The following is a 25483-nucleotide window of genomic DNA, read 5'->3' as shown; positions in this document are numbered from 1 at the left end:
GCCATTTTAGTTTTGAAATGCGCAGCGGCTTGATTTTGTATTGCCTTTTTCGCCTCCCTAAAAATCTGAATTTTCTACTTGACTTTTATTAGCAGGTCTTTCCTTCAAAATTCAAAATCGCATCTCCGTACTTGGCCAGAAGCAGAGCGCAGACAATCAGGTGGAACGCCTCATCTGTGACCAATTCGGGGGATGCGAGATCGGCAAGAGTGATATTGGGGCTACCGGTGGAGATGGCTTTGGCCGCCTGATAAACACTGTACAGCTCCGGCTGGATGCCGGAAAGCTGGACGGACTGGAAGTCAAATCCGCGGGCATCAAACTTCCAGATCATCCTGCGCCAGATATCCTCATACGCCGTGAGGAGAAACAGCGCGGCCAGATTACGGCCTGACATTCGATAGTAGCGCTCGCGCCAGTGCTGCCAGCGCTCACGATGGCACTCATTCAGAAAAAAGCTGATGGAGCAGCAAGTGAAATTCCTCTCTAAGCGGGCCAGAAGCTGTACCCCCGCTTCAGGGAAGAAGCAATCCCTGACGAACTCATTGAGATTCAGTGCGCCGGCCGCGATCCGTTCATCCAGGCAAATGCACAGTTTCAGCGGACAAGGCTGATTGCGCCTGAAGTTTATACAGTATGGGCACTCCGTGTCCTCGCTGCTGTATTGGAAACCGGGAGAATACCGGCCGTGACCTCTGACCTTGAAATTGGGCGGGGTCATCATCTGCTGTTCCAGCTGGCACAGCGGTGTATCTCGCATGAAATAGCGTGTCATAAGGTCATGTTCATCCCTTCCTGCTTGATTTCGCCATTGTCTTCTCTGATATCCGCATTCTCCTCCATGTCGTTCTTCTGACCGAGGACAAGGTATTCGCCCGGATAAAGTTCCATTTCGTAAAGCACGCTGCCATCACTGCTTCTGCGGTCAAGGACCTTGATGGTCGTGCCCTCAAATAAATAGTTGGATGCCTTTTCGAAATCAGAGCGGAATCCCTTCCCGTAATTACAGGTCGAATATTGATGAGTTGGCTGATCCTTGACCACGGAATAGTAAGCGTTGGTCTGAACCTCAGTCACCACCCGTACAAGCCCGACCAGGGCAGGGTGCTTGCTATGGCTGGTTGCCACCAACTCTGTCCCGGGGCGGATACAGCGTTTCAACTCAGCCAGATTTTTGATGCGCAGCGGCGCTTTTTGTTCGTTCTTTTGCTCCAATCTTCAATCCTCCTGTCTGGTTTGAGGCAATAAAAAAGCGCCGGAGTCTTATTTCCAAAACTCCGGCGCCTGAATATTACAAGATCGGTTCTTGGTTGTAGGATTCCATGGGGTGCTGCTCCTGCTCTCTTATGCGCTCCAGAGTATCGGGAGCTGCAATGGCAATCTGCTCCTGAACACTCCGGATGCACTTTTCCTGCTCGGCAGTCAAGTCAAAACCAGCGTCCAAGGTGTCAGAGCAGCACCGGTAGATTTCAACAAGCTGCTCCTGATTGAAAATTTGCTGTTTGGAAATGAGGCCAGCGCGGATGGCGAAGTCCTGCTTGGCACATACATAGTTTTCTTGAAAGTAATTGCCCTGGTTGAGACCTGTGCGGTCGAAGCTCCAGCCCCATGTGACGAATTGGACGCCAAGCCGGGTGGGATGGGCAGCCAGCACGGCTCCGTTGAAGTCAGCCAGCAGGCGGTAGTCACCGGTCAGGCTTTGGGCTTGCAGGGGCGGAGCCTGTTCCAGCAGCGTCATGTACTCACGCACGGTACAGGCCAGATCGGTGGCTCGCTCACAGGCTCGTTCCCGTTCCGGCGTCGCTACATCCTCCTGCCAGTAGCGAACGCCTCCGTCCGCTGTAATCCGGCAGAGGGGGAGACCATCCCACTCCACAGGAAGCAATTCGTCCTGCTCAGGCTGGGAGGTGAAACCCTCCCGCGTGAGCGCAATATGTAGTTCTTCAAAATACTGTTTTCGATCCAAGTTAATTTCCTCCTGTGCGTAATGCCCTTTGGGCTCTCATTTTGATTTTATCTGAAAAGAAAAAAGGCCGTCACCTTAAAAAAGTGACGGCCAAGATGTGTGGAATAGAAAAGTGGTTTGTACTACATTTTAGCACAAACCACTTTGTTCACAAAAATTTAACAAAATAATTTTCGAAGAAACAGAAATTTTTCCGTGTTGCTCACTCAAAATTGGGCGCAAAAGCCCTCAGTTTTAGTTCAAGTCCTCACCGCACGTGGAAGAGGTGGGAAGATATCTTTTTTTCGTGCAGTCAAAAATGGACGCGAAAAAACCCCGAAACCGTTGCGGCTTCGGGGTTTTCCGGTGCGATATCTTTTTTGGTCGCACAATGTGGTTGCGGGGGGAGGATTTGAACCTCCGACCTCCGGGTTATGAGTTCAAAATCAATCGTTTTTTATCGTTTTATAAAATCCAGCAAAGTGTTGGGGTGCAATGGTTTCAGCGGTTTTAGCGTTTTACATCGTTTTGTAAAATAGTTGAACTTTTCATAGTGGAGTTGAATTTTTGTTGAACTCAAAATGATAGCGGGGGCCTGTCACAGCCCCCGCTCCTTCACCTTACCAGGTGCAAAATGAATTGATAGACGATCCGCAGCCGGGACACGTCTGCACGGTCCAGCAGCTTGGAAATGGATTCAATCATGGCCTCGCGTGTCATGCTTTCTCCCCCTTTCTGGAATACCGGAAGCCCTTTGCCCTGCCATATTCAAAGGCAAGTGCCAGGGACTCAAATGTACCCATTCCCCGCAATGCCTCTAACTCTTCCATGCTCAGTTGGTAAGCCTCTGGGAACTTTACCCCGGTCCGCTCGATATAGCGGCGCATTTTCTCCATATTGGTCATGCCTTCTCCCCCTCTCCCACTACCACGCGCACCATGCGGAGAATAAGGGACAGCTGCCGGGCGTTCGCCCGCTCCAGAAGCCGGACAATAGCCGCTTGGGTTTCGTTGATGTTCATGTAAATTCCTCCTTGTCTTTTGGAGGGGGCCGTGGTACACTGGATGCACCAGGCCCCCGTGGTCATTGGCTGCCTCTTGTATCTCGCTTTGGTCGGTGCTGATACAAGGGGCTTTTCTCATGCCACGCAGAAGCGGCGGGCGGTAGTTTCCCTGGTGAAAGCCTGGGCCACATCGGGAAGGGCCTTGCGGAGGGCCGTGGTGTCGATTCTGGAGGACTTCACGGCCCTCCAGGTGATCTTATACTCCCCGGCCCGCAGCTCCTCAGAATCGCCCATATAGGCCTTGATGGCGTCTTTGATGGCTTCGGCCTCTGCCTCGGCCTCCTCAATCAGGGATTGCAGCTGGCGCAGCTCCCGGACCTTCCTCTCCAGTTCATTGGTGCTCATACTATGTACCTCCTCCGTGATGTTCTGGCGGCGGTGGGCTTTATGTGCACCCTCCCGGGGGTGACTTACCATATCCCGTTCCGCTCTTGCGTGGTGTTCTTAGTGTTACCCGTCCACCTTCGCCGGTCCCGCTCGGGGTGTTGCCCCCTTGCATGGTCTTATTGTACTATATGATTAACCATATATCAAGCGACAGAATACACAATGTTAACCATATATATTTGTGTGTTTTGTATATGGTTAAAAATATATAATGTGTGGTATAATCTTCTTTGAAAAGGGGGGTGATATATTGGCACCAACGGAAGCACAGAAAAGGGCTTCGGCCAAATATCAACGGGAAAATATAGCGAGCCTAGCTTGCCGCGTCAAAAAAGAGCAGGCAGAAAGTTTCAAGGCGTATTGTGCCGGGCAAGGAAAGACATCCAATGCAGTATTGCGGGACTATGTTCTGGAGTGTATAGGCGAGCCCGACAGCGCCCAGGAGCACCCCCGGGAGGGTGGAGGGCTCCAGCTATCCCCGGATACCCTCAAAGCCGCCCAGGAAGCCGCCCAGGCCGCAGGGGAGCCCGTCCCGCAGTTTATCGAGCGGGCGGTGGTCACCCAGGCAAAGCGGGATAAGGTGACCAGGAGCCTTGACCAGCCCCAGAAATAGAACTTGTGTTCTGTTCTCGGTTATAGTATACTGAAGATAGTCTTTTATTCGTGCGCTTCTTCTGCCTTTCCGGCGCACAGCAAAGCACCCCCGATCTCTCGGGGGTGCTTTTGTTTTACCAGCGCTTTAATACGCCATAGCTGTGGACCGGACAGAAGTAGATGCAATCTGTTCCATCAACACCTCTTGGATGGCCGCCGCCAGGGCCTTTCGGTCTGCGGCGGTGTTGCCGGTGTTCTGGCCGTTGATGTTGATGACCGGGGTCTGAGCGGTCAAGTTGATCTTGTTCACATAGCGGCGCTCCGCCATGTCCACAAGGGACTTGATATCCTCATCCGACATGTTCACGGATTTTTCAATATCCTCAAGAGTGCTGTTCGCTTCTTCAATTCCATCGGTCTGCTGCTGGAGTTCGTCGTAGGTGGGGTAGGAAGTGGAAGAAACGGTGGTATCCGCGGTCTGACTGGCAATCTCAGCCTTTTTGGCCTCGATCTCAGCCAGGCGGCTGGCGTGGTCGGCCTCTCTCTGGGTCTGCATGTCCGCAAGGAGCTGTTCACTCTCGGCGGCCCGGGCGGCTGCGTCAGCCTCAGAAGCAGCGAGGGCAGCATTGCGGGCAGCTTTGGCGGCCTCGTTCTGCACAGATGCTTCCGTTGCAAAGGTGACGTGCTCGATGGTCTCAAACGCCACACCGGGGATCTTGTTCACCGTGTTAATCAGGCTGTTGATGATGTCGATGGCGCCGTTAACCATGCTTTGCAGGATGGTGAGAACGTTGACCTTCATATCACCGATGAAATTGGCCACGGCCACGCCGACCGATTGGAATTTCAAGGACATCTGATCCAGTAAGTTCATGACGATATAAACACCCGTCATGACTCCGATCTTCAGCCAGTCAAACGCGTACAAAATACCGTCTTTTGCGGTCATCCAGGCCACTTCCAGGCCGCCCACGGACTGAATCCACTTGTAAATTACCGCAATTACAACACCGATAGCGGCAGCGATGGCCAAAAGGATGGGGTGACTCATCAAAGTGGAGAAAAACGTCTGTGCGGCGCCGGTGGCAATGCTTTGCGCTATTGCGTAAAATGTGACAGCGGCAGCAAGCCCGTAAAATACCCCGATTGCAACGTCCATATTGTTTCCAATAAGGTTGGCCAGCGAGTTTATAACGGACAAAAGGGGTTCGGCTGCTTTGGTTATCGTATTTACTGCGCTTGTCCACACCTGGCCCCAGGTCATGGGCATTTCCGCAAATTTAGCGTTTGTCTCTTCGGCAGAAGAGAGGAGGGCGTTTTTGACCACGGATGCGGTCACCGCGCCCTCACTGGCCAGCTCCCGCATTTCGCCCGTGGTGACGCCCATATAGTCCGCAATTGTCTGGGCGATGGTGGGGGTCTGCTCCAAGATGGAGTTCAATTCCTCGCCGCGCAGGGCGCCGGAGGATAGACCCTGAATCAGCTGAAGCATAGCCGCGTCCGCCGCCTGGGTGGATGCACCCGAAAGGGCGATCTGCTTATTAAGCTGCTCGGCAAAGGCTACGGTCTCCGCCGAGTTGCTGAACGCGTCGCCCGCCAGGGTGCCCAGCTTGGCCACCAGGTTGGTGGTGGCCTGATACGAACCACGGGACCGCTGCGCCGCCAAATAAATCTGGTCTTGCAGCTCGGCGGTAGTCTGCAAGCCGTCATTCATCATGTTGATGCGGGCGGTGTTGGAGGCGTAAGTGTCGGACAGGTTCAGCAGCGTTTGCACGCCCTTTATACCAGCGTAAGCACCAACCAGTTTTTTAATGGAGTTCATGAGGTTATCGGTTTGCGTTCTCGCCTGCCGAGTGCTCGATCCATACTGACTCATTTGCTGGCTCATTTCCTCAACTGCCATAGCTGTTCGGGCGGTGGCTGTCTCGATGTTGAGCAGCGACGCCCGCATATCATCAGATGCGCCGGCGGACCTTTGGATTAAGGATAGATATCGTGTCAGGGGGGCCGTGAACTGGTCCTCCATGACAAGAACTTCATGTATTGCCGCCATTTTTATTGTCACCTCGCTTTGATCAAAACTTGTCTAAACGGATAGTCAGGGGGACCCTCTGCAAAGCGCAGACGGGGGGGCGGAATGGGAGCACCTTCATCATTGACAAGGTCTATCTTGCCCGCTTCGTAGAGCTCCAAAAAACTTACCCCTGCTTTATGGCTCCAGCCATGCCACAAAATATCCCCGGATAATTTGATAGCCGTACACCCCTGATAATCGTACCGTTTTCCTTGAAAAAACTTCTCGATCTCGGGGAATGTCACCGACTCTCGGGAACGGATGAACTCCAGCAAGGCGGATTTCCTTACACGCAAACATCATCGCCCCCTTTCAGCAGCAGCTCATTGATACACTCATCCACGGAGCAGGAAATGGGGTCCACCTCCCGCCCCTCCGTGTGCTCATACCCCACGATCCGGCCCCGGGGGCTCTGGGGGCCGTGCTGGAGCAGGTAGGTTATCGGGTCATCCTCGGTTAAAAACCGCGCCCCGCCCTCCAGGAGAAAAACGGTCTTTCCTGCCTGTCTCTGTGCCGCTTCCGCCTCCAAGCGGCGGAGGCGCTTTAAAAGGTCAAGATTCACTGTCCGGCCTCCCTCTGCATTTTTTCAAGGTCCTCCAGGCGTTCCAGGAAGTCCACCCTTTCCGTCAGCCGCAATGAGTATTCCAGGGTAGAGCGGGCGGCCATGATCCTGGCTTGCGGGTTTCCTGGGGTCTCTGCAATCTCCCGCAGGGTCTCCAGCGCCGGGGAAATGCCTTGCCGGGCCTGCTGGGCGGCGTCCCGCAGCAAATCGCCGCAGGCTTTCCGGTATCGCTCGTTAAACTCCTTGTCTTTCAGGTACTCCCGCAAGGTGTTTTCACTGATCCCGGCGGCCTTTGCCGCCTCTGCCTGGGTTCTGCTCACCAAAAACGCCTGCAGTGCTTTTTCTTTTCGCGGTGTCGTTTTTATCACCTCGCTTGTGCTTTCTGTGGCTTTCTTAGGGTTTATACGGGGGTCATGTACTGCCGCAGTCCCCGGGACACGTCGGGCCGTCTTAGGGCTTTCAGGGCTGCCTGGTGGGCCTTGCTGTCCACTGCCTCTCCATACCAATACCGCAGCACCACGGCCCGCCGCTGATCTGCTGGGAGGGCGTCCAGCGCTTTCCGGATTGCTTCATTCCGGCGTGCTGCCGCGTCACGCTCCACAACAGCCTCCATTTCCGCCGCCGCTCTCGGGTCTGGTATAACGTCAGACAGAAGGAGCACGCCCCCTTCTTGATCTGTCAATTGAGTATCAAGGGATAGATAATTTTGCAGCGGGTCCAGCCTGTCCCGTTGTGTGCGCTGCCCTGTGGCCTCTGTGAACTCCGATTTGAGCCGCAAACCGTACCAGGTGAGGAACTGGCCCCGCTCGTGGTTCCAGCCCTCCAGGGCGGCCAAGAGGGCTATAAAAGCGGTTTGCAAGAGGTCCTCAGTATCTTCCCCGGTGACAGCAGACCACCGGCGGGCCTGCCGGTATGCAAAGCGCCGCACCTGCTGCCAGAGCTCCAGTACTTTGTCCTGCTCGCCTGCTTGAATCAACTTTGCCAATTCTTCAATGCTCATTGAAAACCGCCCCTTCCCGTGGTAAAATGTGAGCGATATGGACCACGGTAGGGATGCCCCCGGATTGTACACGCGATACAATCCGGGGGCTGTTTTTACCTCTCCCGGCGGCGCTTGTGCGGGTTCCGGGCGGCATAAGCTGCTTCTGCCTGTTCACAGGCCGTCATGAAGCGAGCGCCGCTGTCCCTGGTGGCCAGCCGGTCCTCCCATGCTTCACGCTGCCGGGGTTTGTGCGGGTATTGCAGCCGGTCATCCCCGGGGGCGTCCTGCTGAGCCTTGTGTGGGTTCCGCATTGCATAAGCTGCTGCGCTGCTCTCGCATTCTGTCTCAAAGCAGGCCCGCCGGATAGCATCCAGTAAAGGCGTCATCCCGTCATCATTGGGAGTGTCCATTTTCGCGTTCCGCTCGCGCAGCCGGCGGGCGTTTTCCTGCCGCTGGGCCTTTTTCGCGGCCATGACATCCGCCGCCGCCGGCCGGTCCTCATTTACCAGCTTTTCCAGTAGCGCCACAACCCGGGCCAGCTTCCGCTCCACTTCCGGGTCCCGCTTCTGGGGCTGCTGGGGGGCCTGGTCATTCACCAGGCACATTCTGGGCAACGGCATGGGGGACGTGTATGCCATTCTTCTGATAGGTTTACTCATTGTTTACACCTTCCTTTTCATGGAAATCTTTTTTCATTGCCTCCACCCGGGAGAAAACGGCGTTGCGCGGCATAAGGTCTCCACCCAGTGTCGAGAGGTTCGCCACCTGCCTCCAGAGGTTCGATTGCTCGTCGGCAAAGATGGCAAGGGTGGAGAGGTCTGCCAGGGTCTCCGTCCAGAACTGATCTAGGGCCCGCGCCATTTCGTCGGCTGCGCTGAACAGCTCTTTATCTCCAGACACGGCGACGCCGGACAGGAGGCCGATCTGGGCGGCAATCGCGGACTTTTGGGCCTCCAGGTTTGTGAGTTCCACCTGGATGTTTTCCAGGTCGGCGGAGTCCCCGGAAAGCGTGGCATTTGCCAGCCTGGGGGCGTAGTTGGCCACTCGCTCCTCCAGTTCTGTTTTCTGGTCCTTCAGTGCTTCGATACGGTCAGAAAGCGCCTTTTCCTTTTCTTTGCGGTCTGAAAAGTAGCCGTTGACGGCCCGCAATGTCTCGTCGGTCTGGGCTTTCAATGCGGCGGCGATCTCCCCCCGCAGCTCCAGCGCGGCTGCGGCACCGTATTCCTTGAGCTGGTTCATTTTAGCTTGGTCAATCATTTGTTTCTCCCCTCTGGTTTTTAATTTTCTTTTTCTGGATGAATGATTGTCTTATTTGGCTATGCCAAATTGGCACAGTGTGGGCGGCTATCTTATGCCAAATTGGCACAGTGTAATTGCGATTTGGGGCACGCACTGTGCCAAAATGGCATAACCAGTGAGAAAATAGACCCGATCGGCACTATGCCAAATTGGCACAGATCTACAACATGTAGCCACCCGATAGGTTTTAATCTTCCGGCGCTGGCCTCCACCGGGTGGAGAATAAATAGGCGTTCTTTTCTCGCGTGAATCGTCCGCTGCTCTCCAGTTCGACAAAGCCAGCGTCTAATAGCTCTTGCTGGTACCGGCGCATGGAACGCGGAGGAAAGCCGTACTTTTTTCCTGCTGATTGAGGAAATGTAAAGGCGCGTTTTCCGCCGCTTTCCATAGCCATGCACAGATACAAGTTCCGGGCTCCCATAGATAGCTTTTGAAACGCTTCGGACAGAAGCAGCGAATTTCCAACTTGAATGAATCGCCCTTCCTTGCAATCTTGCCGCGCCGACATCCAAAATTGAACCTTACAATTTTGCGCTGCTTTATGTCGTGGCATTATCCGCCCCCCTTTATTAGGTGGTGTCGGCGCTTTCCTCTGCCCGCCATACCACGATCTGATATCCCTGGTTAAAGGAAAGGCGGGCCAGCTCGACGGCCTCCTCCCAGGTCAGACCGTCAAAGCGCAGGGCGTCGGTTCCGGGGTCGGCGGCATCCAAAAACGCGCCGTCGACGGCTAAGACGGTGAAGCGCTGGCCTTCAAACATCAAACATCGCCACCTGTCCTTCAATCTCTGTATCTCCTTCAATAGCCCGAGCGGCTGCCAGAATCTCACACGCCCGGTGGCGCATGGAGCGCACACAGGCGGCCCGCTCCTGGGGTGTGGATGGAAGGTAATAGCCGCTTTTGCTGTCGCTGCAAATTGGAACATGTTGCCGCCGCTCAATGTGAATCTGCCGCCGAACTTCCCGCGTGCTCCACCCAGTAAGGCGCACCAGCTCCCGGAGGTGCAGGCCGTTTTCCTGTCCCTTTGCGAGAAATCTTGAAACAGGTCCGTGCCATGTGGTAGAATCAGTGTGGGGATCTCTGCCCGCTCGGCTGGTCTCCATCTCTGCCCGCTTGGATGTTGCAGCATCCCGGCGGGCGTTTCTTTTTTTGCTCAATTCTTGCCACCTCCTTCCTGGGATGGGGCGTTCAGTTGCTCCACCAGGCGGTCAAAGTTGATGAGGCACTTTCGGCCCGCATATACACAAGGGAGCAGCTTTTGCTTTTCCATCAGTCGCAAGGTGTACTCAGATAAAAGGCCAGTTCTTGCAACTTCACGGATGGACATAAAACGAGGGACTTCCACAGTCATCACAAAACACTCCTTTACGAAAAAATGTAGTTGCGTTGCGTCCATGACTGTAGTATACTTTATTGCAAACAGGGAGTAAATTCCCTATTTAAACCCTATTATGGAGTGATACAACGATGAAAACGGGGAGTAAACTACCTGATAAAAGGCTGAAAAAACTTAGGGAGCAGTGTGGCCTGACTCAGGAGCAAGTAAAAAACAAGATAGGCTGCGACCTGAAAACTTATAGATCATGGGAAAAAGATGGGAATTATCCAAGCGCTGACTACCTGATAGAACTGTCACAGTTATTCGGTGTATCAACTGATTATTTGCTTGGTATATCGGATTACACCAACATCGGAAACAAAGAGATGTCAGAAACAACGGGGCTAAGTGAGTATGCGATAGACATTCTTCGAGCTATCAATAGCAACCGTCCCGGAGGTGAAATGTATCCACAGCTTTTATCAATCATCATTAGCAGTTCGTATTTTGAGAAACTTATTTTTCAAATCAGGAAATACGCAATGGATATTGAAAAATTAAAGTTAGAACTGGAGCAAGGCAGCTCCGAAGATATAGCACTAATTGAAACTCTTTCATATACGTATCGTGCAGGAAAATTTGGGGTATCCGATGTATTGGGAGATATGTTAGATGAAATTGTCCCTGTACCTCCAATACTGTCTAAAAGAGGTGTAATCAATGGCTAACATTCAAGAGCGCCGGGACAAGGCCGGCAAGCTGGTTTCTTACTCCATCCGCGTCCATCGTGGCCGGGGGATGGACGGCAAGCAGCTCAAGCCCTGGACGGCCACTTTTGAGGTATCGCCCACATGGACGGAAAAAAGCGCAAGAAAAAAGGCCGAGGCTTTCGCCGCGACCTTTGAGAAAGAGTGCAAAGAGGGCATGACCTCTGACAGCCGCCAGAAGTTTGCCGCCTACTGCGATTATGTAATTGGTCTGAAAGAGCAACGGGGGGTGAAGCACTCCACCGTTGTGAGATACAAGGAGCTGACAGGCCGGATTTACCCACAGATAGGGCATATCAAGCTGCGGGAGCTGCGGGCCGACCACCTGAACGATCTCTATACCCTGTTGGGCCAGGATGGACAGAACAAGCGGGGCGGCAAGCTGTCCGCAAAGACGATCCTGGAGCATCACCGGCTGATCTCCACGGTGCTGGAGCAGGCAGTGAAAGAGGGCCTTGTCCCGTTTAACGTCGCCAGCCGCGCCACACTGCCGAAAGCCGAACACAAGGAAGTGAACTACTTCCAGCCGGAACAGGTGGCGGCGATCCGGGACGCACTGGAACAGGAGCCCATGAAGTGGAAAATGCTTGTCCATCTGCTGCTGATCACCGGTGCCCGGCGCGGGGAGGTGCTGGGGCTGAAATGGGACAAGGTGGACTTTGAAGGGAATAGGGTCTATATCTGCAACAGCGTCCTTTATTCCCCGGATATCGGCATCTATGAGAGTACGCCCAAAACAGAACGGTCCCGCCGGTACATCACCCTGCCCGCTGAGACAATGCAGTTACTCCGGCGGTATCGGGCATGGCAGGCAGGGGAGCGGCTGCGGCTGGGGGAGTACTACCAGAATCAGGACTTTGTATTCTCCCAGGACAACGGCAAGCCCATGCACCCGGACAGCGTGACCGACTATCTCAAAAAGTTCAGCAAGCGCCACGGACTCCCACACATTAACGCCCATGCATTCCGGCACACAATGGCCTCCATGCTGTACTTCAATGGGGTGGACAGTGTGAGCATTTCCAAACGGCTGGGTCATGCTCAGGTCAGCACCACGGCCAATATTTACGCCCATGTAATGGAGGAGGCCGACCAGCGCAATGCGGATATCTTGTCAGATATCTTTTTGAAAAAGGCTTGAATTTGAGAGGCGAGTTGAATTAAAGTTGAATTTCTCGACACGCCTCATTTTTGAAAATGGCAGAAAAGTAATAAAAAACACCTGATTCCACGAGAATCAGGTGTTTTTTTCTGGTTGCGGGGGGAGGATTTGAACCTCCGACCTCCGGGTTATGAGCCCGACGAGCTACCAAACTGCTCTACCCCGCGATATGGTGCCGGAGACCGGGATCGAACCGGCACGGGATTACTCCCACGGGATTTTAAGTCCCGGGCGTCTGCCAATTCCGCCACTCCGGCGTGGAGGGCTCCGATCTCGCGTTTCTTGAGTGCCCAATTAGAATAACACAGCATGGAGCACATGTCAACCCCTAATTTCAAAAAATTCTGCGACAGGAATCGTACACATCCCTCCCGGCTCCCGGCATATACTGATACGTACATCACCGGGAAGGAGGGAACCCTATGAAGCAGTACCCGCATGATGATACCATTCAGCGCACCGGCCCCAGCGGAGATGTGGATGATCTGATCTTTTGCAGCGATCCGGCCTGGTCTGCCAGTGACCGATGAAGCAGGATCTCACATAAAAACCGCCCGTCTTCGGGCGGTTTTTTGGTGCCCCTCTCTTTACATTATTGCCGCGGTTGGATATAATAGTAGGGCTATTTTACGGAAATGAGAGTGGATCTATGTTACAGTTTGATGAATATAAGGTAAAGCTCAACAACCTGCGGCCGGAGCTGGAAGAGCTGGAGCAGGCCCTTGGGCTGGAGGCCGCCCGGCGGGAGGCCGAGATGCTGGAGTCGGAGTCCGCCTCCGACGGTTTTTGGGACAACCTGGAGAAGGCCCAGAAGGTGCAGCAGCGGGTGAAGAACCTGCGTGACAAGATCGAGGGCCAGGAGAAGCGCCAGAGCCAGTGGGAGGACCTGATGACTCTGTGCGAGCTGGGCAACGAGATGGAGGACGAGAGTCTGGTGCCCGAGCTGGAGGAGGGCTTTGCCAAGCTGCAGGCCGACATGGAGGAAGCCAAGCTGTCCACCCTCTTCACCGGCGAGTACGACAACTCCAACGCCATCCTTACCTTCCACGCAGGTGCCGGCGGCACGGAGGCCCAGGACTGGGCCCAGATGCTCTTCCGGATGTACACCCGCTGGGCGGAGCGCCACGGCTTCACCTGTAAGACCCTGGACTATCTGGACGGCGACGAGGCCGGCCTGAAGAGCGCCACCATCCTCATCGAGGGTGAGAACGCCTACGGCCACCTGCGCAGCGAGCACGGCGTGCACCGTCTGGTGCGTGTGTCTCCCTTTGACGCCAACGCCCGTCGGCAGACCTCCTTTGCCGCCATCGAGGTCATGCCCGACCTGCCTGAGGACGCCGATGTGGAGATCCGGCCCGAGGACTACGAGATGCAGGTCTTCCGTTCCTCCGGCGCCGGCGGTCAGCACATCAACAAGACCTCCTCTGCCGTCCGTCTGATTCACCATGCCACCGGCATCGTGGTCTCCTGCCAGACCGAGCGCAGCCAGTTCCAGAACAAGGACACCTGTCTGCGGATGCTGCGGGCCAAGCTGGTGGAGCTGAAGATGCAGCAGCATGCGGAGAAGATCTCCGACATCAAGGGCGTGCAGCTGAAGATCGAGTGGGGCAGTCAGATCCGGTCTTACGTGTTCATGCCCTACCAGCTGGTGAAGGACAACCGCACCGGCTATGAGACCAGCAACGTCAACGGCGTGATGGACGGCGATCTGGACGGCTTCATCAACGCCTATCTGAAAGCGGAGGCCACCGGCAACTGGGCGGAGAAGTAATCCGCCAAAATAAAAGGAGATAATTGCCATGCTTAAGGTGCTTTATCTGCTGAACTACGCGGGCAAGGCGGGGACCGAGCGGTATGTGGAGACTCTGGTCAAATACCTCTCCGCTGACGGGCTGGTACAGCCCTTCTTTGCCTACAACGAGGGCGGGCTGCTGGTGGAGCGGCTGGAGGCCATGGGGGTTCCCTGCCGCCAGATCACCATGCGCCGCCGGTTTGATAAGCAGGCCGCCAAGGCGGTGGCCGAGCTGTGCCGGGAGTGGGACATTGACCTGATCCACTGCCACTATCTGCGGGAGCATTACACCGCCCTGCTGGCCAAGAAGTACAACAAGAAGATCCGGGTGGTGTACACCAACCACTTCGTGATGGCCAATGACTTTGTTACCCGTCTGTCCAACCGCTGGATGGACAAGCGGCAGGATCAGATGATCGCCGTATGCAACAAGGGCAAGGAGCAGCTCATTGCCAACGGCTGGAGTGCCGACCGGATCCAGGTCATTTTCAACGCTGTGGATCTGGAGGCCTGGGCGGGTGACCGCTCCCAGTCTACCCTGCGGTCTGAGCTGGGACTGCCCGAGAACCAGTTTGTCATGCTGTGCGCCTCCCGCTTTGCCGACGACAAGGGCCACAAGTACCTGATCGACTCGGTGAAGCGGCTGACCCAGCTGACGGACAAGCCCTTTACTCTGGTGCTGGCGGGCGACGGACCTCTGCTGGAGCCCTCCAAGGCCCAGGTGAAGGAACTGGGGCTGGAGGAGCAGGTGAAATTCATCGGCTTCCGCAAGGACATCAAGAATCTGTACAAGGGCTCTGATCTGTACGTCAATTCCTCTCAGCACGAGGCGCTGTCCTTCCTCATTATTGAGGCCATGGCCGCCGGCCTGCCGGTGATCGCCACCGATATGGGGGGCAACTCCGACATTGTCAACGAGGAGGCCGGATGCGGCCTGCTGGTGACCTATGACGATCCCGACTCCATGGCGGGGGCCATGAAGCGGTTTTTGGAGGACCCCGCCTTTACCGAGCAGTGTCGGGTCAACGCCCTGCGGACCATCGAGGAGAAGTTCGAGGTCCACAAGATGGCAAAAGTGACCTATGGCGTCTATGAAAAAGCGCTTCACGACTGATTCCAAGGAGTAAAAAAGCTATATGTCTATCGCAACGAACAGTCTTTTTGTCCGGTTCTTCCTGGCCTTCTGGCTGGGGATCCGGCATGCCTGGGCGAGCAGCCTGCCGGGCCGGGCGTGTGCGGGCCTGGAGCGGTGGTTCACCAGACAGCTCCGGGGCAGCGCCATCTTCCGCTTTGTCTGGCGGGAGGGCACGGTACCCAAGGCCTGGCCCAACAGCTTGTCCTGTCAGCTGTTTACCGGTATTATCAACATCCCGTGTGCCATTTGTAAGTGGATCTACAAGATCGGCCGCCCGATATGGGACGGCAGTCTGTTCTGCCGCTTCCTGGGGGCCGTGGGCGGGGCCGGGTTCTTCTTCCTGGGCCTGTTTATGCTGGTCATGCTGGTGGCCCCCCACGAGATGTGGAACAACACCTATGGCCTGCTGGGCGTGATAGCCGTCACCGGCCTGTTTATCATCGGCAGTGCCTCCCGCGCCAAGGACCGGCTGGAGCTGGACACCCTGGGCCCCTACATGACCATCTACATGGCCTTTATCTGCATTGCCCTGGCGGGGTCCATTTCCACCCGCCTGTCCATGCGCTTCTTCGCCTTCCATCTCACCGCTTTCCTGCTGGTGCTGCTGGTGGTAAGCACTGTGCGCAAGTACGAGCAGCTGCAGCTGATGGTGGCCTTGGCGGTGCTGGGCGTCTCCATTGCCGCCCTCTACGGCTGCTACCAGGGGTATGTAGGCGTGGAGGTGGTGGCCTCCCAGCAGGATATGACCGTCAACGCCGGTATGCCCGGCCGGGTCTATTCCTTCTTTGATAACCCCAACAACTTCGCCGAGCAGCTGGTCATGCTGCTGCCGCTGGATATGGCCCTCTTCCTCAACTCCCGCTGGCGGGGCAAGATCCTCTCTCTGATCGCCCTGTGCGTGGGCGTGGTGGCCATCGGCCTGACTTACGGCCGGTCCTGCTGGATCGGTCTGGCTCTGGCGGTGGTGGTCTTCCTGGCCCTGATGGACTGGCGCTGGGTGCCTCTGTTCATTCTGGCTGGTGTGGTGGCTATCCCCTTCCTGCCGGAGACCATCTATAACCGGATCCTTACCATCACCAACACCCAGGACAGCTCCACCCAGTACCGCTTTGAGATCTACAGCACCACCAGCAATCTGATGCGGGATCACTGGGTCAAGGGTGTGGGCCTGGGTACCGACGTGATGAAGGAGGTCTTCCAGACCTATCCCACCAACTTTGACGGCACCTATCCCATCCACACCCACAACAACTATCTGCAGATGTGGGCGGAGACCGGCATTTGGGGTATCATCGCCTTCCTGGCTGTGCTGCTCTACCAGCTGAAGAGCGGCGTCAAGGCTTTCCGGGCCGCGCTGGACAAGCGCACCAAGCGGATGCTGGCCGCTGGGCTGGGTGCCTTCTGCGGCATCCTGGTGGTCAGTGTGGCCGAGTACACCTGGTTCTATCCCCGCAATATGTTCACCTATTGGTTCCTCTTCGGCGTCATTGCCGCCTGCGTCAAGCTGGTCCGGCAGGAGCAGAAGAACAAGGCTTAATCAGAAAAACAGGGCGCCTGCGAAAGCAGGCGCCCTGTTTTTCTTATGTGTCAAATTCCAGGTAACGGAGGGTATTCGTCTCGCTGTCATAGCAGGCAAAGGTATAGTTCTGGGAGTAACGGTTGAACATGCTACCCTCGCCGTCGGTCTGCCGGTCCATCAGGAACCACCAGCCCTCCTCCGGCACCGGCCACTCCGCCATCCCAGCCCCACCGTTCCACAGAAAATCTTCCATCTCCTGGTCCATGGGGAAGGGGTTCCAGAGGCCACTGGGGTGGGTGGATATGGCTTCGGCTACCGTCTCTCCATCCTCCGGAGAAAAGACCAGCTCCATGTGGAGCAGCCCGTCTCCGTGAAAGCCGCCGTGGCTGTCGGCGGAAGTGAAGCTCTGGCAGGACGGCAAGTTCAGGACCAGCTGACGGGCGGCATAGCTCGGTTGGTCGGTTCTGCTGCCGCAGGATGACAGCAGAACCAACAGCAGCAGTGAAGAAAAGAAACGGATCATCGAACGGTTCCTCCCAGATACCGACGCACCAGGGCGCCGCCGTTGAGCAGAAGGTTCACCACCGTCAGCACCACGGCGGACAGCAGCATGGCGCGGGCGGTGTCCAGCAGGGTGGACCAGTCTTCGCACTGAATGCCACCATAGAAATAGGTGCAGGCCAGCAGCAGGGTCAGGGCGCAGCAACTCAGGCTGCATACGCTGAACCGCAGGTCACGCCGGATCAGCCCAGCCAGTCCCAGTCCCCAGGACAGCAGTCCCAGGCCCAGAGCACCCAGCAGGATCATAGCGACCAATACCGCCATGGCTCACTCCTCCTCCGGCACATATTCCAGAATATCTCCAGGCTGGCAGTCCAGGGCCTTGCAGATGGCCTCCAGGGTGGTAAAGCGCACCGCCCGGGCGTGGTTGTTTTTCATAATGGATAGATTGGCCAGGGTGACGTCCACCTTGGCGGACAGCTCGTTGAGGCTCATCTTCCGCTTGGCCATCATCACATCCAGGTTTACAACGATGGGCATGGGAACACCTCCTCAAATGGTCAGGTCGTTTTCCGCCTTCATCTCCGCCGCCTGGCGGAAGAGGGCGGACATGACCAGACAGAGCAGCCCGCCCAGGAAGAACAGGGGGACAAAGAGGGCGTTGTAACTGAACAGGGGAGCGATAGATTGGTCATAGCATAGACGCCAGATGACCCGGACCAGGGCGGCAGCAGAGATGAGAAAACAGCAGATACCGGCGCGGCGCAGCGTGACGCTATTTTCTGTGCAGAAAGGGGTTGCTTTCAGAATGGTGTTCAGCACCCGGCGCCCTTGCCAAAGGATGACGGCCATACATGCGCCGCAGAAGAGCAAAAATCCGGACAAAACATCGGCATAGGGACCGTTGAATCCCCACAGGGACCAGCCGCCCAGAAAGAGCATATGCAGAGTATCGTCGATATCGTAGTCCAGCCACACCGCCAGACCCTGCTGCAAGCCGATGTGTACCAGGCCCGGCACCATGATGAGCGCGATAAGGTTACATACAAAGGTGATAGTTACCAGTATTTTCAGCACATAGGCCAGTTTCTGTACACGGGTTCGTTCCATAGCGCTCCCTCCTTTGGCATCACTGTACCACCTGACAACTCGTTTGTCAATGTATTTTTATTGTTTATCAATATATCCGCGAGGCCTGTAACGTTTTGTCGGAGAAAAACGTGTATCATACAGAAAGGGCGAAAGGAGAGTGAGCTATGGAGCGGGAAGAGGCGGCCCGGCTGGTGGAGCAGTACAGCACGGCGGTGTACCGGCTGGCCTACGCCAGGACCGGGAACCGGGAGGATGCAGAGGACATCACCCAGGAGACCTTTCTGCGGCTGGTGCGGTCAGCCCCCACCTTTCGGGACGGGGAACACTGCAAGGCCTGGCTGCTGCGGGTAGCCGCCAACTGCGCGGGGGATCTGCACCGTTCCCCCTGGCGTCGCCGATTGGTGCCCCTGGAACAGGCGGGAGAGATGGCCGCGCCGGAGCCGCCGGAGGAACAGGGCATGGAGTCGCGCCTCCTGGCGCTGCCGGAGGACTACCGGGTGGTGGTCCATCTTTATTACTATGAGGAGCTGAGTACCGCGGAGATTGCCAAGGTGCTGGGCAAGCGGGAGGGGACCATCCGCACCCGCCTGAGTCGGGCCCGGGCCATGCTGCGGGAGGACTTACAGGAGGGGGAAACGCCATGCTGAAGCAGGATTATCAGGCCTGGATGGACCAGGTGGAGCCGGGGCAGGACTTTCAGGCCCGGCTGACGGAGGCTATGGCAGCCCAGCCGGTCCGGCGGCCCCGCCGGATCGGACGAACCATGTTGGCAGCGGCGGCGGTGTGCGGCGTGCTGATGGTATCGGCCTTTGCCCTGTCGCCCACCCTGCGGCAGATGCTGGAAAGCGCCCTGGGGGGATATACGGAATATGCCCGGCCGGTGGAGGGGGCGGATGTATCCAACGGGATGGAGCTCCGGGTAGTGTCTGCGCTGAACAGCGGCTCTATCTTCAAGGTTTATGCCGAACTGCGCAATTTGGATGGGGAACCGGTCTGCGATACGCTGCGTGTGAGCGGGATACTCACTCCGCTCGAAGGGGGCGAGGATACTGGCTCCATAACCAGCAGTGCGGAGTGGGTGGGGTATGAGAAAGAGAGTGAGACTGCGCTCCTGGAGTTTACAGTGTGGGGATTTTCAACGCCCATTGGGGACCAGTTGGAACTGTCTGCTATCGTCCTGCCGCCGTTGGGAGAGTTGGAGATCACCGATCAATGGAAGATCGCGTTTACGGCGGAAGAGCTGCCGGTCAGAAGGATTCCGCTGAACGGGGAGATTTCCGGTACCCCATTGCTCCAGGCAGAGCTGTCTGCCCTGGGTGTGACCATCCAAACTGACGGTTGGAATACCATCGATGCATTCCCGCTGACCGTTTTCTGCAAAGATGGCAGACGACTGTCCCTAACGCATGGGGGCGGGGGCAGCGTGGGGGATACCCGGCTGACCTGCTGGGAATATGATGAGCCGGTGGAGCCGGAGAAGGTGACCGGTCTGGCCCTGGGGCAGTGGTACATCCCCTTGGAGGGAGAGAAGGCCGGTCAGAGCTATTGGCTGGAGGAACAGCCGTGAATCGCATCAGGCCCCGCCGTATTTTACGGCGGGGCCTGATGGTTTTTCTTGCATTGATGTTGTATTTCTAGTATAATATGCTGGATTATGGAGGCGGCCGATGCCGCCAGGATATGATACGAGGAAGTGCAGTCAATGAAGTACGATTTTGCTGCCATTGAGCCCAAGTGGCAGAAAAAATGGGCAGAGGAAAAGACCTTCCACTGTGAGAACCACAGTGATAAACCCAAGTTCTACGGCCTGGTGGAGTTCCCCTATCCTTCCGGACAGGGCCTGCACGTGGGTCACACCCGTCCCTATACCGCCATGGACGTGGTGGCCCGCAAGCGCCGCATGGACGGCTACAATGTGCTGTTCCCCATGGGCTATGACGCCTTCGGCCTGCCCACCGAGAACTACGCCATCAAGAACCATATTCACCCCGCCAAGGTGACCCACGACAACATTGAGAACTTCACCAAGCAGCTGCATATGCTGGGCTACTCCTTTGATTGGGACCGGGTCATCAACACCACCGATCCCGCCTACTACAAGTGGACCCAGTGGATCTTCCTCCAGCTGTACAAGCACGGCCTGGCCTACAAGACCACCATGCCCGTGAACTGGTGTACCTCCTGTAAGTGCGTGCTGGCCAACGAGGAGGTCGTGGAAGGTGTGTGCGAGCGCTGCGGCGCTCCCGTGGTTCGCAAGGAGAAGAGCCAGTGGATGCTGAAGATCACCGAGTACGCCCAGCGGCTCATCGACGATCTGGACGACCTGGACTTCATCGAGCGGGTCAAGACCCAGCAGAAGAACTGGATCGGCCGCTCCACCGGCGCCGAGGTCACCTTTAAGGCCACCACCGGTGAGGATATCGTGGTGTTCACCACCCGGCCCGACACCCTGTTCGGCGCCACCTATATGGTCCTCTCTCCCGAGCACGCCCTGGTGAAGGGCTGGCTGGAGAGCGGCAAGCTGAACAATGTGGATGAGATCAAGGCCTACCAGGCCGCCGCCGCCTCCAAGTCTGACCTGGAGCGTACTGAGCTCAACAAGGAAAAGACTGGCGTGTGCCTGGACGGCGTAAAGGGCATCAACCCTGTCAACGGCAAGGAGATCCCCATCTTTATCTCCGACTACGTGCTGGCTACCTACGGCACCGGCGCCATCATGGCCGTGCCTGCCCACGACGACCGTGACTGGGAGTTTGCCAAGAAGTTCGGCTGTGAGATCATCGAGGTGGTCTCCGGCGGCGAGGACGTGCAGAAGGCCGCCTTTACCGCCAAGGACGAGACCGGTATCCTGGTCAACTCCGACTTCCTCAACGGCCTGACCGTAAAGGACGCCATCCCCGTCATCACCAAGTGGCTGGAGGAGAAGGGCATCGGCGAGGCTAAGGTCAACTATAAGCTCCGCGACTGGGTGTTCTCCCGTCAGCGTTACTGGGGCGAGCCCATCCCCATGGTGTACTGCGAGAAGTGCGGCTGGCAGCCCCTCAGCGAGGACCAGCTGCCTCTGCTGCTCCCCGACGTGGACTCCTATGAGCCCACCGACGACGGTGAGTCCCCCATCTCCAAGATGACCGATTGGGTCAACGCCACCTGCCCCCACTGCGGCGGCCCCGCCAAGCGTGAGACTGACACCATGCCCCAGTGGGCCGGCTCCTCCTGGTATTTCCTGCGCTATATGGACCCCCACAACGACAAGGCCCTAGCCTCCAAGGAGGCTCTGGAGTACTGGAGCCCTGTGGACTGGTACAACGGCGGCATGGAGCACACCACCCTGCACCTGCTGTACAGCCGGTTCTGGCACAAGTTCCTCTATGACATCGGCGTGGTGCCCACCAAGGAGCCCTACCAGAAGCGTACCTCCCACGGCATGATTCTGGGCGAGGGCGGCGAGAAGATGTCCAAGAGCCGCGGCAACGTGGTCAACCCCAACGACGTGGTGGCTCAGTATGGCGCCGATACCATGCGCACCTATATCATGTTCATCGGTGACTTTGAGAAGGCCGCTTCCTGGAGCGACAACGCTGTCAAGGGTTGCAAGCGCTTCCTGGACCGTGTGTGGAATCTGTCCGAGAACCTGACCGATTCCATGGACTACACTCCCGCCAATGAGAGTGCCGTTCACAAGACCATCAAGAAGGTGGCCGACGATATCGAGGCCATGAAGTTCAATACCGCCATCGCCGCTCTGATGGCTCTGGTCAATGACTTCTATGCCAACGGCTGCTCCAAGGGCGACTACAAGACCCTACTGCTGCTGCTGTCCCCCTTCGCCCCCCACATGGTGGAGGAGCTGTGGGAGAGGCTGGGCTTCAATGCCGACGGCATGGCCTGCCAGCAGAGCTGGCCCGCCTACGACGAGAGCAAGACCGTGGCTGCCGAGGTGCAGATGGCCGTCCAGGTGTGCGGTAAGCTGCGCGCCACCGTCACCGTCCCCATGGACAGCGACGAGGCCACCGTGGTGGCTGCCGCTCTGGCCGATCCCAAGGTGCAGAAGTTCACCGAGGGCAAGAACCTGGTCAAGACCATTCTGGTGCCCAACAAGCTGGTCAATCTGATCGCGAAATAAGTATGCATATGAATGGTGTGCATCATATATCCCTGAAGGCCAAGGGAGCCGAGCAATTCCAGCAGGTACTGGACTTTTATCAGCAGGTGCTGGATTGCCCGCTGGTCCGCCGCTGGGGTGAAGGAGATCATCAGGGTGCCATGCTTGATCTGGGCAACACTCTGCTGGAGGTCATGGCAAACGGTGGGAAGGAAGAGAAGGGCCTGTTTGCCCATATTGCCTTTGCCACCGATGATGTGGATGGCATGGCCCGGCGGGTCCAGGCAGCGGGACAGACGGTTTTTCTTGGGCCGGAGGATAAAAATCTGGGTGAAAATTATCCCATTCGTATCGCCTTTTGTACGGGTCCTGCCGGAGAGGAACTGGAATTTTTTCAGGAGCGATGAAGATAGAATTCGAGAAATAAAAATCTGCTCTTGACATTTGCTTGCGGATAGCATACAATGATTCTGTTAAAGCCATATCTATGTGTGGCCCTTTTGGCGGTGGAACCCCGCCGCTTCGGAGGGAGGGGAAGTCAATGTCGGAAGTCCATGTGAAGGACGGCGAGTCCTTGGAGAATGCGCTGAAGCGTTTCAAGCGCAGCTGTGCCAAGTCTGGCGTTCTGGCCGAGGTTCGCAAGCGTGAGCACTACGAGAGCCCGAGCGTTAAGCGCCGCAAGAAGTCTGAGGCCGCCCGCAAGAATCGCAAGAAGTATTACTAATACGACGAATCACAAAACCCCGCGCCAACGGCGCGGGGTTTTGTTGCGTTTTATTGAGACCGTCCGGACAGAATATCATCCAGCAGGTCCTCCACTTGAGGATAGGAGAGGACTGCTTGCTGGATGCCCAGATCCCGGGCTACCCGCAGCTTTTTGCGGATGGAGCCGGCGTCGTCAAAGAGTACGAAGTGGGCGCCGTTCTCCCGGGACATGTAAGTAAAGTAGTGGGCGCACAGCTCGCTGGAGAAAAAGACCGAGGGGCTGCGCTCGGTCAGCATCCGGGACAGATCCTCCCGGGACAGGGGTTGGCCCTGTCCGGTGGGGGAGGGGAGATAGAAATCCTCTGCTACCCGCTCCACCGCCAGAGTGACCCGGTCGGGACCATAGGTCGACACAGCCTCCCGCAGCCGCTGGACCAGCGAGCCGCCGGAGAGGGCGGAGGAGATAAGCACATGGGTGTGCCCATCGCAGCCGCCGTAGGCCTCGGGCACGTAGAGGGGCCAGCCCCGCTTCCGGGTCAGGCCGGACAGGGTCTGAACGATTTCCGCCAGCAGGGGAAGCGGGCGGCCCTCAAAGTCGCATAAAATACCGTCATAGCCCCGGGCGGAGCACTCCCGGATCACCTCCTGGCAGAAGGAACCGGCCTCACCCCGGCCGTCGAAGCCGACGCAGTCCAGGGCCATGAGGCCGCCCCGGACGGATATGGGCATATTGGCCCGGAAGAGATGCGGGCCACCGCCTACCCGGTAGGCCGCGTGGGCCACCGGCAGGCCAAACCGCAGGGCCGCCCGGCTGTGGGCAGGCGGTGCGGTGAGAAGGATGGTGGAATTTGGTTGCATATAAGCTACCCCCTTGTCCAAGTTGTAAGAAGCGTGTATAATCAGCTTGTCGAAAAAGCCTTTCCGACAAGCTGAGGCACGTTTTGAAACTTGAGGCAAGTTTCAAAACGTGTTTGATCGAACGCGAAAGACAACCCTGACGGTTTTCTTTCACACTATCTTTCCCTCCGAATCCTTTGCGCTGGAGGTTCTTTTCGATAGCCTGTACCATCCTATGCTGACCAGACAGCAAATAGACGAGGTGAAGCCATGCTGACGGCCCACTGGTCAGGAAAGACCATTTACGACATTGATCCCGCCGCCCTGGCAAAGCGGGGCATCCGGCTGCTGCTGGCCGATTTGGACAATACCCTGGTACCCTACGGTGTACCGGAGCCTACCCAGCCAGTGCAGGAGTGGACGGCGGCGCTGCGGGAACAGGGGATCACTCTGTTCGTGCTGTCCAACAACCGGCATCCCCAGCGGCCGGAGCGTTTTTCCAAGGCACTGGGCGTGCCCTATATCGGTCACGCCGGCAAGCCCAAGCCAGGCTCCTTTTACAAGGCCATGGAGCAGATGGGCTGCACGCCGGAGCAGACCGCCATTGTGGGGGATCAGATCTTTACCGATATTCTGGGCGGCAGCCGCGCCGGGGTGACCACGTTGCTGGTGGAGCCCATCCGGCTGGCGGGCAATCCGGGGCGCTACCTGCGGTACGCCGCCGAGTGGCCCTTCCGCGCCCTGACAAAAAGGAGAGCAAAACCGTTATGAGCGCAATCTTCGGCCCTGCGGGCAACGCAGAGTCCTTTCCCTATAAATCCTCGGTGGACGCCCCCCGGTGGCTGGCCGGGCTGGGCCTGGACTGCTACGAGTACCAGTGCGGCAAGGGCGTCAATGTGGGGGAGGAGACCGCCCGCAAGGTAGGGGCGGCGGCCAGGGAGGCAGGCATTTCCCTGTCCCTCCACGCCCCCTACTTTATCAATCTGGCCAATCCCGATCCCGAGAGCCTGCAAAAGACCATCGGCTATATCACTGCTGCCTGCCGGGCAGCTGACTGGATGGGAGCCACCCGGGTAGTCATCCACTCCGGCGCCCTGATGAAGCGCACCCGGCGGGAGGCCCAGGATATCGCCCTGAAATCCCTGAAGGAGGTGGTGACCGCCTGTGATGACACCGGCTTCGGTCACATCACCCTCTGCCCGGAGACCATGGGCAAGATCAACCAGCTGGGAGATCTGGACGAGGTGCTGGAGCTTTGTACCCTGGATGAGCGGCTCACCCCCTGCGTGGATTTCGGCCACCTGTACGCTCGCTCCCTGGGGGAGTTGGAGGGCCATGAGGCCTGCGTCCGGATGCTGGACCGCATCCAGGAGGTACTGGGGGAGGAGCGGGCCAGCCGCTTCCACAGCCACTTCTCTAAGATCCAGTTCACCCCCAACGGGGGCGAGAAGATGCATCTGACCTTTGACCAGGAGGACTTTGGGCCCGACCCGGAGCCTCTGATGGCGGAGGTGGCCCGACGGGGTTGGAGCCCCACCTTTATCTGCGAGTCCGCAGGTACCCAGGCGGAGGACGCACTGACCATGAAAAAACTGTACCAAAGCGCCCTGTAGGGTGCCGCGGCGCGAGATAGAAAGGAAGTCATT

The 25483-nt window shown here is 57.1% G+C and carries 34 protein-coding genes and 2 tRNA genes; 13 read left to right on the top strand and 23 right to left on the bottom strand.

Going from position 1 to position 25483, the window contains the following annotated elements:
- Positions 1 to 88: 88 nt before the first annotated feature.
- The 5 genes from J9789_RS13805 to J9789_RS13785 all read right to left on the bottom strand — a co-directional run bounded on the left by J9789_RS13805 (position 89) and on the right by J9789_RS13785 (position 3353).
- Positions 89 to 775, bottom strand: a complete 687-nt coding sequence (locus J9789_RS13805) for a hypothetical protein (protein WP_209346293.1) — start codon at positions 773 to 775, stop codon at positions 89 to 91.
- Positions 772 to 1215 carry a hypothetical protein gene (locus tag J9789_RS13800; protein WP_101691697.1) on the bottom strand — a complete coding sequence of 148 codons (444 nt, stop codon included), beginning with the start codon at positions 1213 to 1215 and terminating at the stop codon, positions 772 to 774. Before J9789_RS13800 ends, J9789_RS13805 begins: the two co-directional genes overlap by 4 nt.
- A gap of 76 nt (positions 1216 to 1291) precedes the next feature.
- Positions 1292 to 1966 carry a hypothetical protein gene (locus J9789_RS13795; RefSeq protein ID WP_209346292.1) on the bottom strand — a complete coding sequence of 225 codons (675 nt, stop codon included), beginning with the start codon at positions 1964 to 1966 and terminating at the stop codon, positions 1292 to 1294.
- 695 nt (positions 1967 to 2661) lie between these two features.
- A complete protein-coding gene (locus J9789_RS13790; RefSeq protein WP_209346291.1) occupies positions 2662 to 2850 on the bottom strand; it encodes a hypothetical protein in 189 nt (62 codons plus the stop codon).
- A 233-nt stretch (positions 2851 to 3083) separates the two neighbouring features.
- Positions 3084 to 3353, bottom strand: coding sequence for a hypothetical protein (locus J9789_RS13785; protein WP_209346290.1), 270 nt, complete (start codon positions 3351 to 3353; stop codon positions 3084 to 3086).
- Between the two features lie 436 nt (positions 3354 to 3789).
- Here J9789_RS13785 and J9789_RS13780 point away from each other — a divergent pair, with 436 nt between their 5' ends.
- The gene (locus J9789_RS13780) at positions 3790 to 4008 is read left to right on the top strand and encodes a hypothetical protein (RefSeq protein ID WP_209346289.1); all 219 of its coding nucleotides are present in this window, start codon (positions 3790 to 3792) and stop codon (positions 4006 to 4008) included.
- 126 nt (positions 4009 to 4134) lie between these two features.
- On the opposite strand, the gene J9789_RS13775 is transcribed toward J9789_RS13780, so the two are convergent.
- From J9789_RS13775 to J9789_RS13725, 11 genes are all read right to left on the bottom strand, one after another.
- Positions 4135 to 5763 (bottom strand): tape measure protein, encoded by a 1629-nt coding sequence (locus J9789_RS13775; RefSeq protein ID WP_209346288.1) that lies wholly within the window; start codon positions 5761 to 5763, stop codon positions 4135 to 4137.
- A gap of 287 nt (positions 5764 to 6050) precedes the next feature.
- On the bottom strand, positions 6051 to 6338 hold the full coding sequence (locus J9789_RS13770) for a hypothetical protein (RefSeq protein WP_209346287.1): 288 nt from the start codon (positions 6336 to 6338) through the stop codon (positions 6051 to 6053).
- Positions 6339 to 6349: 11 nt separating this feature from the next.
- Positions 6350 to 6625 carry a hypothetical protein gene (locus tag J9789_RS13765; RefSeq protein WP_209346286.1) on the bottom strand — a complete coding sequence of 92 codons (276 nt, stop codon included), beginning with the start codon at positions 6623 to 6625 and terminating at the stop codon, positions 6350 to 6352.
- Positions 6622 to 6945 (bottom strand): hypothetical protein, encoded by a 324-nt coding sequence (locus J9789_RS13760; protein WP_209346285.1) that lies wholly within the window; start codon positions 6943 to 6945, stop codon positions 6622 to 6624. The genes J9789_RS13765 and J9789_RS13760 overlap by 4 nt, the downstream gene beginning before the upstream one ends.
- Before the next feature lie 80 nt (positions 6946 to 7025).
- On the bottom strand, positions 7026 to 7625 hold the full coding sequence (locus J9789_RS13755) for a sigma-70 family RNA polymerase sigma factor (protein ID WP_209346284.1): 600 nt from the start codon (positions 7623 to 7625) through the stop codon (positions 7026 to 7028).
- A gap of 95 nt (positions 7626 to 7720) precedes the next feature.
- Entirely contained in the window at positions 7721 to 8266 is a 546-nt protein-coding gene (locus J9789_RS13750; RefSeq protein WP_209346283.1) for a hypothetical protein, read from the bottom strand.
- Positions 8259 to 8864 (bottom strand): hypothetical protein, encoded by a 606-nt coding sequence (locus J9789_RS13745; RefSeq protein WP_209346282.1) that lies wholly within the window; start codon positions 8862 to 8864, stop codon positions 8259 to 8261. The genes J9789_RS13750 and J9789_RS13745 overlap by 8 nt, the downstream gene beginning before the upstream one ends.
- A 229-nt stretch (positions 8865 to 9093) precedes the next feature.
- Entirely contained in the window at positions 9094 to 9459 is a 366-nt protein-coding gene (locus J9789_RS13740) for a hypothetical protein (protein WP_209346281.1), read from the bottom strand.
- Between the two features lie 16 nt (positions 9460 to 9475).
- Positions 9476 to 9667 carry a hypothetical protein gene (locus tag J9789_RS13735; RefSeq protein ID WP_209346280.1) on the bottom strand — a complete coding sequence of 64 codons (192 nt, stop codon included), beginning with the start codon at positions 9665 to 9667 and terminating at the stop codon, positions 9476 to 9478.
- Positions 9660 to 10064 carry a hypothetical protein gene (locus J9789_RS13730; protein WP_209346279.1) on the bottom strand — a complete coding sequence of 135 codons (405 nt, stop codon included), beginning with the start codon at positions 10062 to 10064 and terminating at the stop codon, positions 9660 to 9662. Before J9789_RS13730 ends, J9789_RS13735 begins: the two co-directional genes overlap by 8 nt.
- Positions 10061 to 10258, bottom strand: a complete 198-nt coding sequence (locus tag J9789_RS13725; RefSeq protein ID WP_209346278.1) for a hypothetical protein — start codon at positions 10256 to 10258, stop codon at positions 10061 to 10063. The genes J9789_RS13730 and J9789_RS13725 overlap by 4 nt, the downstream gene beginning before the upstream one ends.
- A 116-nt stretch (positions 10259 to 10374) precedes the next feature.
- Between J9789_RS13725 and J9789_RS13720 the strand changes: the two genes are divergently transcribed.
- Complete coding sequence (locus J9789_RS13720) at positions 10375 to 10953, top strand: helix-turn-helix transcriptional regulator (RefSeq protein ID WP_209346277.1); 579 nt, start codon at positions 10375 to 10377, stop codon at positions 10951 to 10953.
- Positions 10946 to 12133 carry a tyrosine-type recombinase/integrase gene (locus J9789_RS13715; RefSeq protein WP_209346276.1) on the top strand — a complete coding sequence of 396 codons (1188 nt, stop codon included), beginning with the start codon at positions 10946 to 10948 and terminating at the stop codon, positions 12131 to 12133. Before J9789_RS13720 ends, J9789_RS13715 begins: the two co-directional genes overlap by 8 nt.
- 111 nt (positions 12134 to 12244) lie before the next feature.
- Here J9789_RS13715 and J9789_RS13710 read toward each other — a convergent pair.
- Both J9789_RS13710 and J9789_RS13705 read right to left on the bottom strand, forming a co-directional pair.
- Positions 12245 to 12321 (bottom strand) — tRNA-Met (locus J9789_RS13710).
- Between the two features lie 3 nt (positions 12322 to 12324).
- Positions 12325 to 12411 (bottom strand) — tRNA-Leu (locus tag J9789_RS13705).
- Positions 12412 to 12803: 392 nt separating this feature from the next.
- Between J9789_RS13705 and prfB the strand changes: the two genes are divergently transcribed.
- The 3 genes from prfB to J9789_RS13690 are packed head-to-tail and all read left to right on the top strand — an operon-like array spanning position 12804 to position 16618.
- Positions 12804 to 13925, top strand: a complete 1122-nt coding sequence (prfB, locus tag J9789_RS13700) for a peptide chain release factor 2 (RefSeq protein ID WP_209346275.1) — start codon at positions 12804 to 12806, stop codon at positions 13923 to 13925.
- A gap of 28 nt (positions 13926 to 13953) precedes the next feature.
- The gene (locus J9789_RS13695) at positions 13954 to 15060 is read left to right on the top strand and encodes a glycosyltransferase family 4 protein (protein ID WP_209346274.1); all 1107 of its coding nucleotides are present in this window, start codon (positions 13954 to 13956) and stop codon (positions 15058 to 15060) included.
- Positions 15061 to 15082: 22 nt separating this feature from the next.
- Positions 15083 to 16618 (top strand): O-antigen ligase family protein, encoded by a 1536-nt coding sequence (locus J9789_RS13690; protein ID WP_209346273.1) that lies wholly within the window; start codon positions 15083 to 15085, stop codon positions 16616 to 16618.
- A 43-nt stretch (positions 16619 to 16661) separates the two neighbouring features.
- On the opposite strand, the gene J9789_RS13685 is transcribed toward J9789_RS13690, so the two are convergent.
- Genes J9789_RS13685 through J9789_RS13670 form a run of 4 tightly spaced genes read right to left on the bottom strand, consistent with a single transcriptional unit; the run spans position 16662 to position 18211 of the window.
- Entirely contained in the window at positions 16662 to 17123 is a 462-nt protein-coding gene (locus J9789_RS13685) for a hypothetical protein (RefSeq protein ID WP_209346272.1), read from the bottom strand.
- Positions 17120 to 17425: a hypothetical protein gene (locus J9789_RS13680; RefSeq protein ID WP_209346271.1), complete on the bottom strand. Its 306-nt coding sequence runs from the start codon at positions 17423 to 17425 to the stop codon at positions 17120 to 17122. The genes J9789_RS13685 and J9789_RS13680 overlap by 4 nt, the downstream gene beginning before the upstream one ends.
- Positions 17426 to 17428: 3 nt before the next feature.
- Positions 17429 to 17641, bottom strand: coding sequence for a helix-turn-helix transcriptional regulator (locus J9789_RS13675; protein WP_209346270.1), 213 nt, complete (start codon positions 17639 to 17641; stop codon positions 17429 to 17431).
- A gap of 12 nt (positions 17642 to 17653) precedes the next feature.
- On the bottom strand, positions 17654 to 18211 hold the full coding sequence (locus J9789_RS13670; RefSeq protein ID WP_209346269.1) for a DUF2975 domain-containing protein: 558 nt from the start codon (positions 18209 to 18211) through the stop codon (positions 17654 to 17656).
- Between the two features lie 146 nt (positions 18212 to 18357).
- Between J9789_RS13670 and J9789_RS13665 the strand changes: the two genes are divergently transcribed.
- The 5 genes from J9789_RS13665 (at position 18358) to rpsU (ending at position 23019) form a co-directional block, all read left to right on the top strand.
- Positions 18358 to 18840: a sigma-70 family RNA polymerase sigma factor gene (locus J9789_RS13665; RefSeq protein ID WP_209346268.1), complete on the top strand. Its 483-nt coding sequence runs from the start codon at positions 18358 to 18360 to the stop codon at positions 18838 to 18840.
- Positions 18834 to 19760 carry a hypothetical protein gene (locus J9789_RS13660; RefSeq protein ID WP_209346267.1) on the top strand — a complete coding sequence of 309 codons (927 nt, stop codon included), beginning with the start codon at positions 18834 to 18836 and terminating at the stop codon, positions 19758 to 19760. Before J9789_RS13665 ends, J9789_RS13660 begins: the two co-directional genes overlap by 7 nt.
- 135 nt (positions 19761 to 19895) lie before the next feature.
- The gene (gene leuS / locus J9789_RS13655) at positions 19896 to 22316 is read left to right on the top strand and encodes a leucine--tRNA ligase (RefSeq protein WP_209346266.1); all 2421 of its coding nucleotides are present in this window, start codon (positions 19896 to 19898) and stop codon (positions 22314 to 22316) included.
- 8 nt (positions 22317 to 22324) lie between these two features.
- Positions 22325 to 22702, top strand: a complete 378-nt coding sequence (locus J9789_RS13650) for a VOC family protein (RefSeq protein WP_209346265.1) — start codon at positions 22325 to 22327, stop codon at positions 22700 to 22702.
- A gap of 134 nt (positions 22703 to 22836) precedes the next feature.
- Complete coding sequence (gene rpsU, locus J9789_RS13645; protein WP_009259223.1) at positions 22837 to 23019, top strand: 30S ribosomal protein S21; 183 nt, start codon at positions 22837 to 22839, stop codon at positions 23017 to 23019.
- Positions 23020 to 23069: 50 nt separating this feature from the next.
- Here the strand turns inward: rpsU and J9789_RS13640 are convergent, their stop codons facing one another.
- A complete protein-coding gene (locus J9789_RS13640; protein WP_209346264.1) occupies positions 23070 to 23858 on the bottom strand; it encodes a hypothetical protein in 789 nt (262 codons plus the stop codon).
- Positions 23859 to 24107: 249 nt separating this feature from the next.
- Between J9789_RS13640 and J9789_RS13635 the strand changes: the two genes are divergently transcribed.
- Both J9789_RS13635 and J9789_RS13630 read left to right on the top strand, forming a co-directional pair.
- On the top strand, positions 24108 to 24608 hold the full coding sequence (locus tag J9789_RS13635; protein WP_209346263.1) for a YqeG family HAD IIIA-type phosphatase: 501 nt from the start codon (positions 24108 to 24110) through the stop codon (positions 24606 to 24608).
- Positions 24605 to 25450 carry a TIM barrel protein gene (locus J9789_RS13630; RefSeq protein ID WP_209346262.1) on the top strand — a complete coding sequence of 282 codons (846 nt, stop codon included), beginning with the start codon at positions 24605 to 24607 and terminating at the stop codon, positions 25448 to 25450. The genes J9789_RS13635 and J9789_RS13630 overlap by 4 nt, the downstream gene beginning before the upstream one ends.
- Positions 25451 to 25483: the final 33 nt, after the last annotated feature.

The organism is Flavonifractor sp. AGMB03687, assembly GCF_017811815.1.
In the GTDB taxonomy this organism is placed as follows: domain Bacteria; phylum Bacillota; class Clostridia; order Oscillospirales; family Oscillospiraceae; genus Flavonifractor.
This window is presented reverse-complemented; position numbering and strand designations above follow the sequence as displayed.

Coding starts and splice junctions, on each gene's coding strand:
- J9789_RS13690 (WP_209346273.1), top strand. CDS start 15,083: ATGTCTATCGCAACGAACAGTCTTTTTGTCCGGTTCTTCCTGGCCTTC.
- J9789_RS13640 (WP_209346264.1), bottom strand. CDS start 23,858: ATGCAACCAAATTCCACCATCCTTCTCACCGCACCGCCTGCCCACAGC.
- rpsU (WP_009259223.1), top strand. CDS start 22,837: ATGTCGGAAGTCCATGTGAAGGACGGCGAGTCCTTGGAGAATGCGCTG.
- J9789_RS13675 (WP_209346270.1), bottom strand. CDS start 17,641: ATGCCCATCGTTGTAAACCTGGATGTGATGATGGCCAAGCGGAAGATG.
- J9789_RS13715 (WP_209346276.1), top strand. CDS start 10,946: ATGGCTAACATTCAAGAGCGCCGGGACAAGGCCGGCAAGCTGGTTTCT.
- J9789_RS13685 (WP_209346272.1), bottom strand. CDS start 17,123: ATGATCCGTTTCTTTTCTTCACTGCTGCTGTTGGTTCTGCTGTCATCC.
- J9789_RS13660 (WP_209346267.1), top strand. CDS start 18,834: ATGCTGAAGCAGGATTATCAGGCCTGGATGGACCAGGTGGAGCCGGGG.
- J9789_RS13790 (WP_209346291.1), bottom strand. CDS start 2,850: ATGACCAATATGGAGAAAATGCGCCGCTATATCGAGCGGACCGGGGTA.
- J9789_RS13665 (WP_209346268.1), top strand. CDS start 18,358: ATGGAGCGGGAAGAGGCGGCCCGGCTGGTGGAGCAGTACAGCACGGCG.
- J9789_RS13805 (WP_209346293.1), bottom strand. CDS start 775: ATGACACGCTATTTCATGCGAGATACACCGCTGTGCCAGCTGGAACAG.
- J9789_RS13745 (WP_209346282.1), bottom strand. CDS start 8,864: ATGATTGACCAAGCTAAAATGAACCAGCTCAAGGAATACGGTGCCGCA.
- J9789_RS13725 (WP_209346278.1), bottom strand. CDS start 10,258: ATGACTGTGGAAGTCCCTCGTTTTATGTCCATCCGTGAAGTTGCAAGA.
- J9789_RS13735 (WP_209346280.1), bottom strand. CDS start 9,667: ATGTTTGAAGGCCAGCGCTTCACCGTCTTAGCCGTCGACGGCGCGTTT.
- prfB (WP_209346275.1), top strand. CDS start 12,804: ATGTTACAGTTTGATGAATATAAGGTAAAGCTCAACAACCTGCGGCCG.
- J9789_RS13740 (WP_209346281.1), bottom strand. CDS start 9,459: ATGCCACGACATAAAGCAGCGCAAAATTGTAAGGTTCAATTTTGGATG.
- J9789_RS13650 (WP_209346265.1), top strand. CDS start 22,325: ATGAATGGTGTGCATCATATATCCCTGAAGGCCAAGGGAGCCGAGCAA.
- J9789_RS13755 (WP_209346284.1), bottom strand. CDS start 7,625: ATGAGCATTGAAGAATTGGCAAAGTTGATTCAAGCAGGCGAGCAGGAC.
- J9789_RS13750 (WP_209346283.1), bottom strand. CDS start 8,266: ATGAGTAAACCTATCAGAAGAATGGCATACACGTCCCCCATGCCGTTG.
- J9789_RS13635 (WP_209346263.1), top strand. CDS start 24,108: ATGCTGACGGCCCACTGGTCAGGAAAGACCATTTACGACATTGATCCC.
- J9789_RS13695 (WP_209346274.1), top strand. CDS start 13,954: ATGCTTAAGGTGCTTTATCTGCTGAACTACGCGGGCAAGGCGGGGACC.
- J9789_RS13680 (WP_209346271.1), bottom strand. CDS start 17,425: ATGGCGGTATTGGTCGCTATGATCCTGCTGGGTGCTCTGGGCCTGGGA.
- leuS (WP_209346266.1), top strand. CDS start 19,896: ATGAAGTACGATTTTGCTGCCATTGAGCCCAAGTGGCAGAAAAAATGG.
- J9789_RS13630 (WP_209346262.1), top strand. CDS start 24,605: ATGAGCGCAATCTTCGGCCCTGCGGGCAACGCAGAGTCCTTTCCCTAT.
- J9789_RS13785 (WP_209346290.1), bottom strand. CDS start 3,353: ATGAGCACCAATGAACTGGAGAGGAAGGTCCGGGAGCTGCGCCAGCTG.
- J9789_RS13720 (WP_209346277.1), top strand. CDS start 10,375: ATGAAAACGGGGAGTAAACTACCTGATAAAAGGCTGAAAAAACTTAGG.
- J9789_RS13670 (WP_209346269.1), bottom strand. CDS start 18,211: ATGGAACGAACCCGTGTACAGAAACTGGCCTATGTGCTGAAAATACTG.